General features: G+C 70.6%; 14 protein-coding genes. 5 read left to right on the top strand and 9 right to left on the bottom strand.

Annotated elements, in window-relative coordinates:
• Nucleotides 1–13: 13 nt before the first annotated feature.
• The 3 genes from HW274_RS09930 to HW274_RS09940 are packed head-to-tail and all read right to left on the bottom strand — an operon-like array spanning nucleotide 14 to nucleotide 4,685.
• A complete protein-coding gene (locus tag HW274_RS09930; RefSeq protein WP_075254732.1) occupies nucleotides 14–2,116 on the bottom strand; it encodes a DUF6541 family protein in 2,103 nt (700 codons plus the stop codon).
• Nucleotides 2,113–3,534: a glycosyltransferase gene (locus HW274_RS09935; protein WP_075254733.1), complete on the bottom strand. Its 1,422-nt coding sequence runs from the start codon at nucleotides 3,532–3,534 to the stop codon at nucleotides 2,113–2,115. The genes HW274_RS09930 and HW274_RS09935 overlap by 4 nt, the downstream gene beginning before the upstream one ends.
• Nucleotides 3,531–4,685, bottom strand: coding sequence for a glycosyltransferase (locus HW274_RS09940; RefSeq protein ID WP_075254734.1), 1,155 nt, complete (start codon nucleotides 4,683–4,685; stop codon nucleotides 3,531–3,533). Before HW274_RS09940 ends, HW274_RS09935 begins: the two co-directional genes overlap by 4 nt.
• Nucleotides 4,686–4,975: 290 nt before the next feature.
• On the opposite strand from HW274_RS09940, the gene wecB reads away from it, so the two are divergent.
• The gene (gene wecB, locus HW274_RS09945; RefSeq protein WP_075254735.1) at nucleotides 4,976–6,058 is read left to right on the top strand and encodes a non-hydrolyzing UDP-N-acetylglucosamine 2-epimerase; all 1,083 of its coding nucleotides are present in this window, start codon (nucleotides 4,976–4,978) and stop codon (nucleotides 6,056–6,058) included.
• 29 nt (nucleotides 6,059–6,087) lie between these two features.
• Nucleotides 6,088–7,206 (top strand): glycosyltransferase family 4 protein, encoded by a 1,119-nt coding sequence (locus HW274_RS09950; RefSeq protein ID WP_075254736.1) that lies wholly within the window; start codon nucleotides 6,088–6,090, stop codon nucleotides 7,204–7,206.
• Here HW274_RS09950 and HW274_RS09955 read toward each other — a convergent pair.
• From HW274_RS09955 to HW274_RS09975, 5 genes are all read right to left on the bottom strand, one after another.
• Nucleotides 7,200–8,549 carry a lipopolysaccharide biosynthesis protein gene (locus HW274_RS09955; RefSeq protein ID WP_075254737.1) on the bottom strand — a complete coding sequence of 450 codons (1,350 nt, stop codon included), beginning with the start codon at nucleotides 8,547–8,549 and terminating at the stop codon, nucleotides 7,200–7,202. The two genes, HW274_RS09950 and HW274_RS09955, sit on opposite strands and share 7 nt — an antisense overlap.
• Nucleotides 8,550–8,575: 26 nt before the next feature.
• Nucleotides 8,576–9,643: a Gfo/Idh/MocA family protein gene (locus tag HW274_RS09960; RefSeq protein ID WP_070510357.1), complete on the bottom strand. Its 1,068-nt coding sequence runs from the start codon at nucleotides 9,641–9,643 to the stop codon at nucleotides 8,576–8,578.
• A gap of 1 nt (nucleotide 9,644) precedes the next feature.
• Entirely contained in the window at nucleotides 9,645–10,778 is a 1,134-nt protein-coding gene (locus HW274_RS09965; protein WP_075254738.1) for a DegT/DnrJ/EryC1/StrS aminotransferase family protein, read from the bottom strand.
• Nucleotides 10,778–11,434 (bottom strand): acyltransferase, encoded by a 657-nt coding sequence (locus HW274_RS09970; RefSeq protein WP_185988729.1) that lies wholly within the window; start codon nucleotides 11,432–11,434, stop codon nucleotides 10,778–10,780. The genes HW274_RS09965 and HW274_RS09970 overlap by 1 nt, the downstream gene beginning before the upstream one ends.
• A gap of 220 nt (nucleotides 11,435–11,654) precedes the next feature.
• Nucleotides 11,655–13,061, bottom strand: coding sequence for a glycosyltransferase (locus tag HW274_RS09975; RefSeq protein WP_081376275.1), 1,407 nt, complete (start codon nucleotides 13,059–13,061; stop codon nucleotides 11,655–11,657).
• 253 nt (nucleotides 13,062–13,314) lie between these two features.
• Here HW274_RS09975 and HW274_RS09980 point away from each other — a divergent pair, with 253 nt between their 5' ends.
• Nucleotides 13,315–14,031: a glycosyltransferase family 2 protein gene (locus HW274_RS09980; RefSeq protein WP_075254769.1), complete on the top strand. Its 717-nt coding sequence runs from the start codon at nucleotides 13,315–13,317 to the stop codon at nucleotides 14,029–14,031.
• Nucleotides 14,032–14,054: 23 nt separating this feature from the next.
• Nucleotides 14,055–14,468 (top strand): DUF2304 domain-containing protein, encoded by a 414-nt coding sequence (locus HW274_RS09985; RefSeq protein ID WP_075254740.1) that lies wholly within the window; start codon nucleotides 14,055–14,057, stop codon nucleotides 14,466–14,468.
• A gap of 42 nt (nucleotides 14,469–14,510) precedes the next feature.
• Here HW274_RS09985 and HW274_RS09990 read toward each other — a convergent pair whose 3' ends face one another.
• Entirely contained in the window at nucleotides 14,511–15,464 is a 954-nt protein-coding gene (locus HW274_RS09990) for a glycosyltransferase family 2 protein (protein WP_256692519.1), read from the bottom strand.
• Between the two features lie 119 nt (nucleotides 15,465–15,583).
• Here HW274_RS09990 and HW274_RS09995 point away from each other — a divergent pair, with 119 nt between their 5' ends.
• Nucleotides 15,584–16,855 carry an LCP family protein gene (locus HW274_RS09995; protein ID WP_075254771.1) on the top strand — a complete coding sequence of 424 codons (1,272 nt, stop codon included), beginning with the start codon at nucleotides 15,584–15,586 and terminating at the stop codon, nucleotides 16,853–16,855.
• Nucleotides 16,856–16,857: the final 2 nt, after the last annotated feature.

Here is a 16,857-nt window from a genome sequence, read left to right on the forward strand (position 1 = left end):
CGTCAGCAGGTCGTCAGCCGCAGATGTCGATGCGCCACAGCGATGCCGTGCCGCCGGAGTCGACGAGGGTGAAGCCGCTGGAGGTGTCGACCCCGTAGAGGCCGGGTCGGAACTTGCTGAGCCGGTTGCCGTTGAAGACGATGTCCTTGTCGGCGTAGAAGTACTGGATCCCGTGCCGCTGGAGAAGCTCGCACACGTGGGGGTCGGTGTGAATCCGGTTGAAGTTCTCGCGCAGGTAGATCCCGTCCTGGTCGTCGGCGGCCTGACCGGGGAAGACCCACACGCTGCGCATACCGGTGAGAATGGGGATGTAGCCGGTCCCGGCCACCGGGTCACCGATGACGACGGCGTTGTCCGGCAGCTCGTCGGGCAGGCGGCGGATCATGTCGAGCTCGGCCGTATCCGCGATAAAGCGGGTGTCTCCGTGCACCGGAAGATATCCCTCGCGTACGTCGGTGGCCACGGCCCGGCTCCCGATCAGCATGATGGGCAGGCACACGGCCAGGACGGCGACGGCGGCCCCCGCCCTGAGCACCGCAGTGCTCACCGAGGCCAGGCCAATACGTCCCAAGGCTGCGCGCAGCGCGGAGCCGGCCCGCGCTCCCAGCGGGCTGAGCCACGTACGCAGCGCATCCAGGGCGATCACCACGAGCAGCACCGCCAGAACGGCGGTCATCGCCTTGATGCGGTGGGGAACCCGGTAGAACAGGCCGGTGAACGCCGAGAGCACCGGGATGGGGGCGATGGCGGCCAGGATGAGGGACATGCTGAAGATCCAGGCCACCACCAGCTCCCAGTTGCGCCGCCGCCACAGGCAGATCGCCGCGCCCAGGAGGCACAGGGTCGCCAGCGGCATCTCGATCCACTCGATGGCCCAGCCGCCGAAGTAGTTCAGGGTGATGGGGATGAGGAGCTTGGTGGTCAGGTTGCTCCAGTCCAGCTCGGTGTACCTGCCGAAGTGGTGCTGCTGGGGACCGGGCAGCACGACGAAGGCGACGAACGCGACCACCGCCAGGACGGCGCCGATCCACCAGGCCGCGGCCTGAGCGCGCCGCTCGCAGCGCCAGCTCCTGATCCCCGAGTGCACCGCCTGGCACAGGAGGATGCCGAACAGCGGCCACAGGAGCATTGCCGCCGCTGAGGTGTGGATGAGGCAGGACCCGACGAAGAAGGGGATGATGGCGCTCAGCGCCATGGCGGCACGCGCCCGTGCTCCCCAAACCGACGTGTTCTGCTCCCGAGCGGCCACCACCATGAGGGTGCGGGCACGGCGCCAGCACTCGATCGACATGGCGATGACGGCCGGGCAGGTGGCCACCGCCATGCAGTAGGGCCACAGCGCCGCACCGTAGGTGAGCCGCCAGGGGAAGACCGGAGCCAGGAGTGAGGCGGCCAGTGCCAGGTAGGGGGCGTGGCGGACCTTGGGCAGCGCGGTACGAGCCAGGTAGACCAGGCCGAGGTACCACACCAGCGCCACGGCCAGCAGCAGAACGTTGTTGGCGATGAGCGTCTCACGCCAGCTCCACGCTCCCAGGCTGGCGACCTGGTGCCACACGATCGGGTAGAAGCCCGCGTGGCTCGTGAGCCCGAACATGCCGGCGTTCGGGTTGAACATCGAGGCGTAGTCCTCGCGCTCGATGATGGCGACCTGCATGTAGTGGTAGAGGGCGTCACCGCTCTGGGAGACCGCGTTGGGCGGGATCGTGAGAATGACGGGCAGTGCGGTGACGGCCCAGAACACCAGGACCGTCAGGAAGAGCCTGCGCTCGGCGCGTCCGCCGTCGGTGCGCATGGTCATACCCTCCCGCTGATCCTCGGGCATGAGGAGGATCCCCGGGTCCCAACGGTCGATGAGGCGCTTCGCCGTGGTCGCGGCAAGAGCCAGGAGTGCGGTCGTCACCATGACGGGGATCCAGCCCCAGGGCTTGCCGACGGCGGCCTGGAAGAGCCCGTCGGCCGTCAGGATGAGGGCGCTGATGGTCGGGGCCAGCGCGACGGGACGGATCCCTCTCATCCCGGCGGCGCGCAGCACGAGCCACCCGACCCCGAAGAGCGCAGACAGAAGCAGGATCGCGGTTGGCAGGGTGTTGAACCAGTCGACCAGGCTGTTGGTCACCAACGTTGCGCCTCACTCACTCGACGTACCTCATGGCCCCCCGCACTCTCCTCGCTGCTGTCACCGGCCCTGCCGGCGGCCTCCTGCACGACGCGGGCGGCGGACTGCCCCGTGGCACGCAGCGAGCGATGGTCCTCGACCCAGTCGTGGAAGCGCTGCGCCGTGGCGGGCCGCGCACCCGAGGCGATCTCGGCGTCGTAGGTGTCCAGCGCCGTGCGCATGGCCTCGGCAACCGCCGCCGCGTCGTGCTCGGCCGCCCACCCCAGGTCGAAGTCGCGCACGTCCGCGGACACCGGCCCGCGACCGGCGAAGAGCACCGGTGTGCCGCACCCCAGGGCGGAGAGGACCTTGGTGGGGTAGGCGAAGTCGTAGCCCTGCCCGGGCTTGATGGACACCAGGGCCGCTGCGGCGCCCCGCTGCCACACGGCGGCCTCGGCCGCGGGCACGGCCGGGTGCATGATGACGGCCGGGGCGCCGTCGGGGCCCGCGGGCAGCTGGGAGGCGGCTTGGGTGATCTCCTGCCAGGCCGTTCCCCGGCCCAGGAAGAGCAGCTGGGCCTTCGGGTGGGTGCGCCGCACCTGGGCCAGGGCGTGGACGAAGACGTCGGCGCCCTGCCACTCCGAGGCCGTTCCGGCGTAGACGAAGTACGGCCCGCTCAGCCCGATTCGCGCGCGGTCCTGCTCGGAGGGGGTCGGCCCGTGGGCATCGAAGACAGTGGTGTCGATCCCGTTGGGCACGACCCGTATCCGCTGCGCCCAGGACTCGTCGTCCGGTGCCGCGTTCACGAGCTCGGCGACGGACTGGGCGACTCCGTCATTGACGGCGATGACCCGAGTCGCCCCGCCGACGGCGAATGCCTCGAGCTTCTCGACGGCCCGCACGACGATGTCGGCCGCACCGGTGGAGGCCGCTGCCGCCGACCAGACGTCCGCGGCGTACCACACGTAGGGAATCGCGCGCAGGGCCGCCACTACCCGCACGACCGCACCGGTCGTCGGGGGCGGCTCCACGAGGATCGCCTCCGGCCGAGGGGCCATCAGCAGCCTGAGAGCCAGGGGCAGATCGAAGGACAGGTAGGGCACATAGCCGCGCAGGTAGCCCGAGGAGTCCCGCAGGACCGGCCAGCGCGAGACCTCGACCCCCTCAGGATCGGGCTCACCCTGCGGCGCGTCGGCCGGGGCCCGGCTGGTGAGGACCCGCACCGCCATCCCATCGGCCACAAGCGCCTTCTCCACGCTGTCGAGCCGGAAGGAGGCGGCTGCGGCCTCGGGCAGGTGGATGCGGGTGGCCAGCAGGACGCCGTCGGCTCGACCGGAACGGGCGCACCGACGCGACGTCACTGCCGTCGCCAGCGCGGCCGCGGCGCCGCCGAGGACCACAGCGCCCAGCGACGCCTTGACGAAACCCCGTGCGCTCATCGGCCCCCTCCTGCTCGCAGCGTGCGGGCCTGAGCCAGTGCTCCGGCCCGAACCGCCTGCATGTCCTGGGCGACCGTGCGCGCCCGACTGAGCCAGGTGTGCTCCTGGCGGGCCTGCCGGGCCCGGCCGGCGGCCTCGGCGACCTCCTGGGGGTGCTGGAGAAGCCTGCGCAGCAGCCCACAGAGCGCTGCGGCGTCGTAGGGAAGGGTCCAGCCGGCACCGGCGGCGCCCACGACCTCGGCGGCCAGGGTCCCTTGGGAGGCGATGACCGGTTTGCCGCGTCCGAGGTACTCGTAGAGCTTGACCGGGGAGGCGAACTCCCGATACGGGTCCGGCTCGACGAACAGGACGCACAGGTCGGCGCGCTCGTAGAGGGCGGCGAGCTCCTCCCCGGAACGGTGCACGACCTCGATCCGGCCGCCGGCGGCCTCCACCAGGTCGGCGTACTGGCCGCCGGCCGTCTCCCACTGGTCGGGGCGGGTGCAGATGGTCAGGCTGGTGCCGGGCACGTCGACGACGGCGCGCAGGCACTCCTGGAGCCGGTAGTGGCCGCCCAGCCCGCCGATGTAGAGCAGGTGGAGCTCGCCGTCAGGGCGGGAGGAGGGCGCCTCGTCAACGATCTCGCAGCCCGGGGGCAGCGGCGCCATGCGCTCCTCGGGGAACCCCGGGACGTGGGCGCCCATACGCATTGAGGGCAGGTAGAGGCGGTCGATGTAGCGCGAGTACCAGGCCAGGTCGTATCGGTAGACGCAGCCCATGGCCGTGGCCAGCGCGGCCCCGACCCGCTCGCGGTAGTCGGGGAAGGCCCAGTAGATGTCCCGGTAGAACAGGGACGTGGGTACGCCGTGCCGGTGCATCAGCCCCATGAGCGCCGGGTCGACGAAGGGGTGGGGCGGGAGGTGGCGCGGCTCGGTCAGCATGGTGGGGATGGTCGCGCACTCGGAGTAGAGGAACTCGATGCGCTCCCCTCCCTGGAGGCGGTCCTTCAGGGCACGCAGGCGGCGGGACCGCTCTCGGGCCGAGCCGGTCACGTCCAGCACGGTGTAACCGAGCTCCCGGAAGGCGTCGAGCATGCGCACAGGCCGGATACCGGACGCCGACGACGCCTCCCGATCCAGGGGGAAAGGGGCGTGGTAGACGATCGCAGCCATACGGTGCCTCGCCTCCTTTAGGGGGTATCTCAGGAACCAGGCGCGGCCGCACCAGGCAGACAGACTCGAGCGCGAATGATAGTACCATCGGCCGATCACAGTTATGACACGACGTCGGCGGTCCGGCACCTCGCGGCGGCGGTCAGTGGCCGGGGGCGACCTCCGAGGAAGCGCCGCCCTTTCAGCGCCGCCCCAACGATGTTCACGACCGTTCGAAAAGGCCTCCGCGTCCTTGACTCCCTAGTGCGCGGTGGCACCGGGGCCCGGGCAGTCACGGTAGAGTCTCAACCATGCGTGTCATGTCAGTGGTGGGCGCCCGGCCCCAGTTCGTCAAGCTAGCCCCGATCGACGCCGCTTTCCGAGAGGCCGGCATCGACCATGTGATTGTTCACACCGGGCAGCACTACGACCCGATGCTCTCCGACGTCTTCTTCAGCGACCTGGGGATCTCTGCCCCGGACGTCCACCTCGGGGTCGGCTCGGGGTCGCACGGGGTGCAGACCGGCACGATGCTCGCGGCCATGGACGAGACCATCGAGACTCATCGCCCCGACTGGGTCCTGGTCTACGGGGACACGAACTCCACGCTGGCCGGGGCGCTGTCCGCCGTCAAGCTCCACGTGCCCATCGCCCACCTGGAGGCGGGCCTGCGCTCCTTCAACCGGGCCATGCCCGAGGAGATCAACCGGATCCTGACCGACCACGCCGCCGACCTGCTGCTGGCACCGACCGAGGTGGGGGCCGCCCACCTGGCGGACGAGGGCCTGGCCGAGCGCACCGTCGTCGTGGGCGACGTGATGACCGACATCCTGTTCTCGGTGCGCGACTCCGTCATCGACACCCCCTCCCCCGTCATGACCGAGCTGGACCTGCCCGAGGGCGGCTACTCGCTGGCCACCATCCACCGGGCGGAGAACACCGACGACCCCGAACGCCTGCGCTCCATCCTGGAGTCGCTGGCGGCGGTCGATCACCCGGTGGTGCTCCTGGCCCACCCGCGCCTGGTGGCCAAGTGCGCCGAGCACGGCATCACTCTGGGCGACTCGGGCAACCTGCGGATGCACCCGCCACTGGCCTACCCCGAGCTCGTCGCCTCGACCCTGCACGCCCGCGGCGTGGTCACCGACTCCGGCGGCCTGCAGAAGGAGGCCTTCCTCCTGCGGGCGCCGTGCACCACGGTGCGCCCCCAGACCGAGTGGGTCGAGACCGTCGACCTGGGCTGGAACGTCCTGGTCGAGCCCGGTCAGGCCCTGGTCGATGCCGCCTCCCGTGCCAGGCCGACCGAGCCCGCCGACGCCGACGCCCACCCCTACGGGGACGGCAACGCCGCCGCTCGAGTGATCCAGGCCCTCACCGAGCACCTGCCCGGCTGATCGCCCCGACCGGATCCCTGGGCAGCATCATGCGCGTCACCATCGTCACCACCTGGTTCCCCACGCACCGCTCACCGGGTCTGGGGGTCTTCGTGGCACGCCACGCCGCCTCCATGGCGGCGGCCGGTCACGACATTCGTGTCGTCCACCTCGCCTCGGCCTCCGTCGACGACGGGGTGCGCCACGACCGGGTGATGGGGCTGCCCGTGGTGCGCCTGCCCATGTCGCTGTCGCGGCCCCACGAGGTGCTTGCGGCCAGGCAGGAGCTGACGGCGCTGACTCACGGCAGCGACGTCGTCCACACCCACGCGGTCTCCACCCTCCTGCCCTACGCCCTGGGCCGGCCCCGTCAGCCGTGGCTCCACACGGAGCACTGGTCGGGGATCGCCCAGCGCGGCGCCGAGCTCGGCTCCCTGGCACAGGCGGGGGCTCAGGTGGTCCTGCGCCTGGAGCGCCGGCCCGACGTCGTCACCACCGTCTCCGACCCGCTCGCCACCGACCTGCGGGCCTACCGCCCCGAGGGCGAGATTCTGACGGTCCCCAACGAGGTCACCATGCCTGAGGAGCCGGCACCGCGCCGCAGCGTCGAGCTGGGTCGTGACACGCTGCGGATCGTCGGCATCGGGGGGCTCATCGAGCGCAAGCGCCCGGACCTGGCCGTAGAAGCGGTTGCGGCGCTGGCACAGCAGGGGGTTCCGGCCCGGCTGACCTGGGTGGGTGGCGGTCCCCTGGCCGATCGCTGCACGGATCTCGCGACCGACCTGGGCGTCGACCTGGAGCTGACCGGTCAGCTGCCGGGCGATCAGGTGCAGCAGGTCCTGGCCGACAGCGACCTCTTCCTCGTGCCCACACTCGCCGAGACCTTCTTCCTGGGTGCAGCCGAGGCCGTTGCCGCCGGCCGCCCGGTGGTCACCAGTGACCGGGGGGCGCACACCAGCTTCCTGGAACCCTCAGTGAGCGAGATCGTCTCTCAGGACGACCCCGCCGCGTGGGCCAGGGCCGTCATCGAGGTCATGGGACGGTGCACGGACCTCACGGCGCGCGACATCCAGAACACGTTGCCGCGGGCCTTCTCCCCCAGCCAGGTGGCGCGCTCCTACGGCCGCGCCTACGAGGCCGCCATCGCCCAGTACTCGAGATCCTACTGATCCTCGGGCGTGCCGGCTGCGGCCCCGGAGTCGTCAGCGGCTTCGTAGTGGCCCTCGTCGGCCTCACTGGCGGGGGGCCTGGCGTCGAAGCGGCGGGCGGCGGCGTCGGCCATGAGGATCTGCACCACCAGGATGAGGCACATGAGGGCGCCCAGGACGTAGGTGGTCGTCAGCAGCGAGTACGGGCTGAACCAGAGCCAGGCCAGGGGGACGGCGGCGTAGACCACCGAGAACAGGAGCAGCCAGTCCTGGTTCTCGGTGACGACGAAGAGAGTCGACAGCGGGGAGGTGACCAGGAGGATGAACAGCCAGGGGGTCAGGGCCCTGGCGAAGCTGCCGGCCTCGGTCCAGCCGCTGCCGAAGAGCAGGGGGAAGAGCCAGGGCGACAGGATGTAGAGCAGGACGAACGGCGCGGTCCCGATGATGAGGACCCGCTTGGTGACCTGGCGGACCAGGGGGCGCATCTGCCCGGGACGCAGAGTGGCGAGCTTGTGGAAGAAGACCTGCCCCACGGCGGCGTTGATGAGAGCCAGCGGAACCTCCAGGCAGCGCCAGGCCAGGTTGAACTGCCCCAGGCTGGCCACCGAGTAGGAGCCCACGAGCAGGTTGATGCCGTTGAGCCGCACGGCGTCGACGAAGGCGTTGAGTCCGTTGAGCAGGGGCATGCGCCGGTAGCGGCGGGCGACCTGCCACAGGGTGGGCGCCTCCGGCGGCAGCGGCCGGTGCAAGGGCTTGGCCTTGCGCCCCAGGTTGACGAAGGCCCAGGCCTGCCCGATCGTCTGACCGATCAGCAGGCCTCCGACACTGACCATCCCCGCCATTCCCAGGACGAGCTGGCCGAGGGACTGTCCGACCTGCTGCTCGACCCGGTTGATTGAGATCGTCCGGTAGTCCGACTGACGGTTGTACCAGTACTGGAGGAGCTGGACCGTCGACAGCAGCAGCGTGGTCACGCCCAGCAGCGGCATCCAGGCGGCGATATCAGCCCCCCAGTACCGGGTGACCAGCGGCTTGAGGAGGAGGGCCACGACGCTGGAGATGATCGAGACCACCACGATGCACACCATTCCCAGGCGGGCGCAGGCCAGGGCCCAGGCGTCCTTCTTGGGAAGCATGATCGTCATGTCGTAGCGCAGGGCCGCCACGGCCGTGATGATCGAGACGACCGAGGTGTAGCGCGTCAGCTGGCCGAGGTCCGCGTCGGAGAAGATGCGGGTGAGGATCATCGTCATGCCGAAGACGATGGCCTGGGCGGTGGCCGTGCCGCTGACCAGCGTCAGGACGTGGCGCAGGAACGGGGAGGACTCCATGACCGAGCGGACCCGGGCGAGCGCTCCCGCCACGGGGCCGCTCGGTGCGGCTGAGCGGTTCAGAGCGCGACCGTCCGGTTCTCGCTCGCCGAGGTCAGAACCGCCTCGACGACGTCGAGCGTGGCCACGCCCTCGGCCATGGTGACGTGGCGCTGGGCCACGCCGCGCACGGCGTCGCGGAAGTTCTCCTGCTCCAGGGCCAGCGGCTCGCGCTTGGGGATCGCGTAGCGGATGACGTCGCCCTCGCTGACGCCCCGGAAGGCGGCGACCTGGTCCCAGGTGGAGGCCACGGTGCCGTTGGCGTGGAAGGTGAGGTCCCCGGTGAGGGTGTCCGCCACGAAGGCGCCCTTCTCGCCGGTGACGATCGTGACGCGCTCCTTGAAGGGGGTGAGCCAGTTGACCTGGTGGCTGACGACGATGCCGCCCTCCAGCAGGCCGGTGGCCACCATCATGTCCTCGGTCTGGCGGCCGGAGCGGTGCGTGACCTGCGCGGCCACGGAGGTGTATCGGGCGCCGGCGACCCAGGCGGTCAGGTCGATGTCATGGGTGGCCAGGTCCTTGACGACCCCGACGTCGCTGATGCGGGCCGGGAAGGGGCCCTGGCGGCGGGTGAGGACCTGGTAGACCTCGCCGAGCTCACCGGCGTCGAGGCGCTCGCGCAGGGCCCGCAGGGCCGGGTTGCAGCGCTCCACGTAGCCGACGGCGCCCACCAGGCCCCGCTCGGCGAAGGCGGCGGCCACGCGGCGGCCCGCGGCGGCGTCGTGGGCGATGGGCTTCTCCACCATGGTGTGCACGCCCGCCTCGGCCAGGGCCAGGGCGACGTCCTCGTGGTAGACGGTGGGGACAGCCACCATGGCGGCGTCGAGCCCGGCGTCAATGAGGGCGTGGACATCGGGCAGGACCGGCAGCTCGCCGGCCACGCCGAAGCGGTCGCCGCCGGGGTCGGCCACGGCCACGAGCTCCATGCCCTCGGTGGCGCGGATGACCCGGGCGTGGTGGCGTCCCATGGAGCCCAGGCCGATGAGGCCCACGCGCAGCGGGTTGTCCGCCGTGCCCTTGTCGGTGAGGTGGTGGACCTCGGGCAGCGCGGTGGTGGCCTGCCCGTCGAGAGCGACGTTCTCACCCATGTCAGGCACCTGCCTTGACGGTGGCGGCCACAGCCTGGCCGATGCGCTCCAGGTCCGCCTCGCTCAGGGAGGGGTGGACCGGCAGGGAGAGGCACTCGCGGGCGGCCTTCTCGGTTCCGGGCAGCTCGAGGCCCTCGGCGTAGTGGGCCAGGGAGGCCAGGCGGTGGTTGGGGATCGGGTAGTAGACGCCGCTGCCGACCTGCCACTCCTCGCGCAGGGCGGCCTGGACGGCGTCGCGCTCGGCGCCCGTGGCCCCCTCGAGGCGGATCGTGTACTGGTGGTAGACGTGCGTGTAGCCCTCGGGGACGAAGGGGGTGACGACGCCCTCGACGCCCGCCAGCAGCTCGTTGAGGCGCGCGGCGTTGGCCTGGCGGGCAGTGGTCCAGCCGGCCAGCTTGGTCAGCTGGACGCGGCCGACGGCGGCGGCCACGTCCGTCATGCGGTTGTTGAGGCCCACCAGCTCGTTGGCGTACTGCTGCTCCATGCCCTGGTTGCGGATGAGGCGGCAGCGGCGGGCCAGCTCGGCGTCGGCCGTGGTAATCATGCCGCCCTCGAGGCTGGTCATGTTCTTGGTGGGGTAGAAGGAGAAGGAGCCCCAGGCCCCGAAGGTGCCCACGGGCTTGCCCTCGATGGCGGCGCCGTGCGCCTGGGCGCAGTCCTCGAAGACGGCCAGGCCGTGACGCTCGGCGATGGCGAAGATCTCCGGCATGTTGGCGGGCAGACCGTAGAGGTGGACCACCTCGATGGCCGCCGTGCGCTCGGTGATGGAGGCCTCGACGCTGGCGGGGTCGAGGGTGAAGGTCACCGGGTCGATGTCGGCGAAGACCGGCACGGCACCGCTGATGGCCACCGAGTTGCCGGTGGCGGCGAAGGTGAAGGAGGGGACGATGACCTCCGGGGCCCCGCCGGCGCGCTCCTGGAGCTCGCTGGCCAGGGTGGCCACGTGCTGGGCCGAGGTGCCGGAGTTGACGGCCACGCAGTGGACGCCGTCGACGACCTGGGCGGAGAACTCCTCCTCGAAGGCCTTGACCTGGGGTCCCTGGACGACCATGCCCGAGGTGAGGACGGCATCGACGGCGTCGCGCTCCTCCTGCCCGATGATCGGCTTGGCTGCTGGGATGAACTCGCGTGACATCAGTGGGTGACCTCTCGGATGGTGGTGGATTCGGAGCTGGACTGCGAGCCGGACCCGGCAGCGGGCTCGGCGTCGAACTGCTCGTACAGGGTCCCGGTGACGGGGCAGCGCCAGCGCGGGGCGCCGTCGGGGCCGGGGTCGGAGGGAATGAGGGGCTCACCGGCGCACCCGACCCAGCCGATGCGGCGAGCGGGGACCCCGGCGACCAGGGCATGAGCGGGAACGTCCTTGGTGACCACGGCGCCGGCGGCCACCGTGGCCCAGGCCCCGATACGCACCGGAGCCACGCACACGGCGCGGGCGCCGATCGACGCGCCCTGCTCGATGGTGACTCCCACGGGCTCCCAGTCGGCGGCCGACTTGAGCGAGCCGTCGGGGTTGACGGCCCGAGGGAAGTGGTCGTTGGTCAGCGTGACCGCCGGGCCGATGAAGATCCCGTCGGCCAGGCGGGCCGGCTCGTAGACGAGGGCGTAGTTCTGCACCTTGCAGTTGTCTCCCATGACGACGCCCTCACCGATGTAGGCGCCGCGCCCCACGATGCAGTCCCGTCCGAGGACGGCGTGCTCACGGACCTGTGCGAGGTGCCAGATGCTGGTGCCCTCTCCGAGCACGGCTTCCTCGGAGACATCTGCGGACGGGGCGATGCGGGTGGCCACGGCGACTCCTGTGCGGGCGGCTCGCACCGCCCTGACGATCGAATGAGTCCGGGCAGCCTGGTGGCTGCCGGAAGCCGTGCTGCTCCGGTCGCCGGAGGCGGCGGCGCTGCACGACCGGCCCCATCCTAGGGGACTGACCCCCGCGAGACGACATCGCCGCCGCCTCTTCTCAGCGACGCCGCTGAGAAAACGCTGAGGAAGAAGTCCCCAGCGGATGACCTCAGCCCTCCAGGGCCACCAGGCCGTCGACGAACTCGCGGTACTGACGCTGCGCATCCGACATCCTCGCCCAGGTGGCGTGGGCCTGTGCACTCATGTCTGCGTACTGGGCGTCGCTGAGGTCCATCACGGACTCGACGGCGTCGGCCACCTGTGCGGCGGTGACCTCCACCGGGACGAGCCGGCCGTTCTCACCGTCGTGGACGATCTCACCGGTCCCGCCGGCGGCGGTGGCCACGACCGGCATGCCCGCCGCCTGGGCCTCCATGACGGCCACCGGGACGCCCTCACCGTCGGAGCAGTTGAGGAAGCAGGCGAAGTCGGTGGCGGCATAGAGCTCGCGCACCTCGCGGTTGGTCAGGTGCCCCGTGAAGGTCACCGGGGTCGAGTCGATCAGCTCCTCGGCCCGGGCCCGCATGGCGGCCAGCCGGTCGGCGTCGTTCTCACCGATATGGGTCCAGGCGACTCTCCGACCGCGTCGCTCCAGCTCGGCGACGGCCTCCACGATGAGGTGGACCCGCTTGTAGGGGGCCATGTGCGAGCAGGAGACCAGCTGGAAGGGCTCAGTCCGGTGACGCTCGTGGCGCGGAGCGGGCGGCACCCCCAGCCGGCGCACCTCGATGTTCCGGGCCTCGGGAAAGCGCCGGTGCAGGAAGGAGGCCGCGTAGTCCGAGATCGGATAGACCCGGTCCACGGCCCGCATGACAAAGGCGCGTGAGGGGATGTAGCCGCGGGGGGCGTCGGCCTCGTCAACGTCGTAGGCATGCGCTCGCGAGACCACCGTCACCCGGCGCCTTCTCAGCTCCCGACGCCGCAGCATGCCGCCCAGTGCCGCCCCGGTGAAGAACCAGTAGGAGTAGATGGTCAGGTGCCCCGTCCCCTCCAGCCCCAGGCTCGGCAGGAGCCGACGCATTCGTCCGTACGCGCTCAGGGCGATTGCTGCGAAGCGCACATCCATGCCGAAGCGGCCGAAGCTCTTCCACACCGGGGTCTCCACCATGCGCTCGCGGCCCAGCAGAATCTGCGGGGCGCGCAGGAGGGCCTGGAGGCGCCAGTCGGCCAGCCGCGAGGTGGGCAGCAGGGCGCAACGGGCATTGGCCGGCAGGTCGCGGGTCTGACGGGCGCCCTGGCTCAGGCGCATCGGGACGATGACGACCTCGTCGTATGCGGCGCACAGGGTCTCGATCTCCTGCTCGAGGAACTCCTCCCCCACCTCGTAGGGGAAGGCGTCGGTGAGCAGGAGCAGACTGCGCCGGCCCGCAGCCGACCCAGCGCCCCTCGGGGACGTGGCCGCCGCATCCGCACGGTCGGACGCACTGCCGGTGCCACCGGCGCCATGCGCGCCGTCACTCCCCTCCCGGCTGGAACCCGGAGAGACATCTGCGGACGGGGCGATGCGGGTGGCCACGGCGACTCCTGTGCGGACGGCTCGCACCGCCCTGACGATCGAACGAGTCCGAGCAGCCTGGTGGCTGCCGGAAGCCGTGCCGCTCCGGTCGCCGGAGGCGGCGGTCACTGCACGACCGGCCCCATCCTAGGGGACTGCCCCCCACCAGACGCCGCCCGGGCACGCCCCGAAGGAGACCTACCCCACCAAGGCCGACCGCCCCCGCCTCCCGCAAGAGGGCTGGCGGCCTCTGTTCGCGTGCAAGAATGCGGTGGTGACTACCTCCACCGCATCGCAGACCGGGGAGCCCACCCCGGTGCCCCCGGTCACCGACACCTGGCTCGTCATTCCCCTGTACAACGAGGCGACCGTCGTGCGCGAGGTCATCTCCCAGGCCCGCGCAGTCTTCCCCTATGTCGTTGTCGTCGACGACGGCTCCAAGGACGCCTCCGCCCGGGAGGCGGCCGCCGCGGGGGCCGTGGTCGTGCGTCACCCGATCAACCTCGGCCAGGGCGCAGCGCTGCAGACGGGCTTCTCCTACGTCCTGGAGAAGACCAATGCCGACTATGTCGTCACCTTCGACGCCGACGGCCAGCACTCCCCCGCCGACGCCGCCGCCATGGTCGCCGCGGCGCGCACCGAGGAGCTCGCCGTCGTCCTGGGCTCACGCTTCCTCGAGGGCCCGTCCCCGGTGGGCTGGCTCAAGCGCCTCGTCCTGCGCACGGCGGCGGCCGTCAGCTCGCACACCTCCGGCATGCGCCTGACCGACGCCCACAACGGCCTGCGGGTGATTCGCCGCGACGTTCTGGCGCAGATCGACCTCAAGCAGAACCGGATGGCGCACGCCAGCGAGATCATTCGCAATATCGGCGCCACCGGTATGCCCTGGCGCGAGTTCCCGGTGCACATCGTCTACACCGAGTACTCCCGCTCCAAGGGCCAGTCCCTGTGGAACTCGGTCAACATCCTGGTCGACCTGCTCTTCTCCTGAGCCCGGCACGGAAGGCACAGCCCATGATTCATCAGTTCGCCGCCCAGGTCGCGCCGATCACGAACCACCAGCTCTACATCCAGGCCGCCCTGATCCTGGCCGTGATCGCCGTCGGCTGGATGATGCTGCGCACCCCCGGCGGGGCCCGCCACATGGCCGCCCGCAGGCTGGTCACCCTGGCCTTCGTGGCCTTCGCCGTCTTCAACATCACCTTCCCCTGGGTGATGAGCTCGATCGCGCACCGGATGGGAGTCGGCCGAGGCACCGACTTCCTGCTCTACGCCCTGGTCATCGCCTTCCTGGCGCAGATCCTCTCCTCCTTCCGACGCAACAGCGCCAGGGAGCGGCAGATCACTCACCTGGCTCGGCGCATCGCCCTGGACAACGCCCCCGAGCCCCCCGCTGCCGCACGGCTCACCGCTGAGACCGACGACTGAGGACTGGCCCCGAGGCTTCCGGAGCGCACCGAGCACTCCCCCTCAGCGCCGGGAGGCGCGGACCTCGAGCTCCTCACGCAGGCGCAGCCCGCCGGTCAGCAGCCAGCGCATCGGTGCCTGCCAGGGGGCGTCGTAGACGCCGCTGAGGTAGTGCCGGGCCGAGGCGTGGTGCGCTCGGATCATCTTCTCGGGGCGGGCCTTCCAGCTGGCCCCCTGCTCGTGGACGACCACGGAGCCCGGCACCTGCACGTTGAGCCAGCCGGCGCGCCCGACCCGCTCCCCCAGGTCCACGTCCTCGAAGAACATGAAGTAGTCGTCATCGAAGCCCTTCAGGCGCCTCCAGACGGCAGCCGGCAGCACCAGGCAGGCTCCGGAGAGCCAACCCACCGTTCGGGTCCCGTCGGAAGTCCCCGGTCCGGCGGTGTGATAGGCGGCGGAGAAGGGGTTGCCCGGCCAGATCCTGCCCAGGACGGCGTGCCCGGCACCCTTGACCAGGGAGGGCAGGGCACGCCCGGAGGGGTAGACGGTGCCGTCGGGGTTGAGCAGGAGGGGCCCCAAGCAGCCGGCCGCCGGATTGGCCAGACCCGCATCGATGAGGGCATCCAGGCTCCCCGGTTTCCAGACGAGATCGGGATTGGCCACCACGATCCAGTCCTCCTCCAGGTCCGCTGCGGCGAGGTTGGCGCCCGCCCCGTAACCGAGGTTGGTGCCGTCCCCGACGACGCGCGCCCCGTGGCGCTGAGCGGCAGCAGTGACGACGTCGTGCTCGGTGCCGTTGTCCGCGATGACGACGACGAGCTTGCGCGCCGTTGCTGTGGCCAAGGAGGCCAGGAAGCGCTCCAGCTCCTCGCCCGGGTTGAAGGCGACCGTCACCACGCGCACGCTCTGCTCGTCGGGAGCGAGGGCCTGAGCCCCCGGGCTCTCCTCTACCTGATTCGAAGCACTGACGGGAGCGGCCGAGGCACTGGTCGGCGTGGGTTTGGCAACACTGGTCACGCGGAGAGCCTAGTCCCGTTATCCGTGTGAGGGGCTTCACCCCGCGTTGGGTAAATCTCATGTAACAGGTGTAGGGAGGCCCATATGGTTTAGCAGTCTCGTTCCCTATGATCGCTTCCGTGCCTCAGTTCAGTAAGCCGCACGCGCGGCACTCCTCCAAAGAACTCGGACGCCGTCTGGCCCGCCGAGCAGGGCTCAGCCTGCTCGCGGTGACGATCTTCGTCGTGTCCGCCGCGGGCTTCGCGTGGCACAACATCCAGTCGCGGATCACCTGGTTCAACGTCGACAGCCTTCTCTCCGAGGACGACCGGCCCGGCACCAAGCCGCCGGACAGCTACGAGGGTCGCGCCGTCAACCTCCTGATCCTGGGCACCGACTCCCGCGCGGGGAACAACAACGTGGACGGGTCACAGGGCAGCGAGGACGTCGCCTCGGCCCGCTCCGACACGGCGCTGGTCATGCACATCTCCGCCGACCGCAAGCGCGTCGACGCCGTGTCCATCCCTCGCGACACGCTGGTGGACATCCCCGAATGCAAAACTCTCGACGGGGAGAAGACCGAGTCCAGTGAGGACACACCGTTCAACTCCGCCTTCGCCAAGGGAGCAGGAGACAGCGACGACAAGAAGGCCGTTGCCTCCGGGGCCACCTGCACCTGGAAGACCGTGGAGACGCTGACACACGTGCGCATTGATGACTTCGTCGTCGTCGACTTCGCCGGTCTGTCCAAGGTGGTCGACTCCCTCGGGGGCGTCCACGTGCAGGTCGATGAGGCCATCGACGACACCGAGTACACCGGTTTCAAGCTCGATGAGGGCTGCCAGAAGCTGGACGGCCAGAATGCCCTGCAGTACGCCCGTGTCCGGCACGGGGTGAGTGACGGCTCGGATCTCTCCCGTATCGCCCGCCAGCAGAACCTCATGAGGGCCATGGCCTCCAAGGCCCTGTCCTCCAACCTCCTGACGCAGTCCGGCTTCCTGACGTCCACCCTGGAGACGCTCACCACGTCTGAGCACATCGGTCAGATCGGCAACCTCTCGGGCTTGGCCTACTCCATCCAGGGCGTGGGCATCGACAAGATCAACTTCATCACCATGCCGAACGAGCCCGCAGCTGACCCGAACCAGGTGGTCCCCGCCGAGGGCGCCAAGAAGGTCTGGAAGGCCCTCGAGGACGACAAGCCCATCCCCTCCGACACCTCGGCCCCGGCCTCGTCGGACTCGAGCGCCACCGCGGACGGCTCCGCCTCGGAGAACACTGACGAGTCCTCAGAGTCCTCCGAGTCCTCCCAGGCCACCCCGACGCCGGCTCCGGCCACCCAGGCCCCCAAGGCGAGCACCCCCCAGCAGCAACCCGCCGCGAAGCCGACCACCCCTGCCTGCCCCGCCTGAGG

The organism is Actinomyces sp. oral taxon 169 (assembly GCF_013394715.1).
Taxonomy (GTDB): Bacteria; Actinomycetota; Actinomycetes; order Actinomycetales; family Actinomycetaceae; genus Actinomyces.

Bases quoted from the DNA above. Each gene is read 5' to 3' on its own strand.
- HW274_RS09935 (WP_075254733.1), bottom strand. From the start codon at position 3,534: ATGAGCGCACGGGGTTTCGTCAAGGCGTCGCTGGGCGCTGTGGTCCTC.
- HW274_RS09940 (WP_075254734.1), bottom strand. From the start codon at position 4,685: ATGGCTGCGATCGTCTACCACGCCCCTTTCCCCCTGGATCGGGAGGCG.
- wecB (WP_075254735.1), top strand. From the start codon at position 4,976: ATGCGTGTCATGTCAGTGGTGGGCGCCCGGCCCCAGTTCGTCAAGCTA.
- HW274_RS09950 (WP_075254736.1), top strand. From the start codon at position 6,088: ATGCGCGTCACCATCGTCACCACCTGGTTCCCCACGCACCGCTCACCG.
- HW274_RS09960 (WP_070510357.1), bottom strand. From the start codon at position 9,643: ATGGGTGAGAACGTCGCTCTCGACGGGCAGGCCACCACCGCGCTGCCC.
- HW274_RS09965 (WP_075254738.1), bottom strand. From the start codon at position 10,778: ATGTCACGCGAGTTCATCCCAGCAGCCAAGCCGATCATCGGGCAGGAG.
- HW274_RS09985 (WP_075254740.1), top strand. From the start codon at position 14,055: ATGATTCATCAGTTCGCCGCCCAGGTCGCGCCGATCACGAACCACCAG.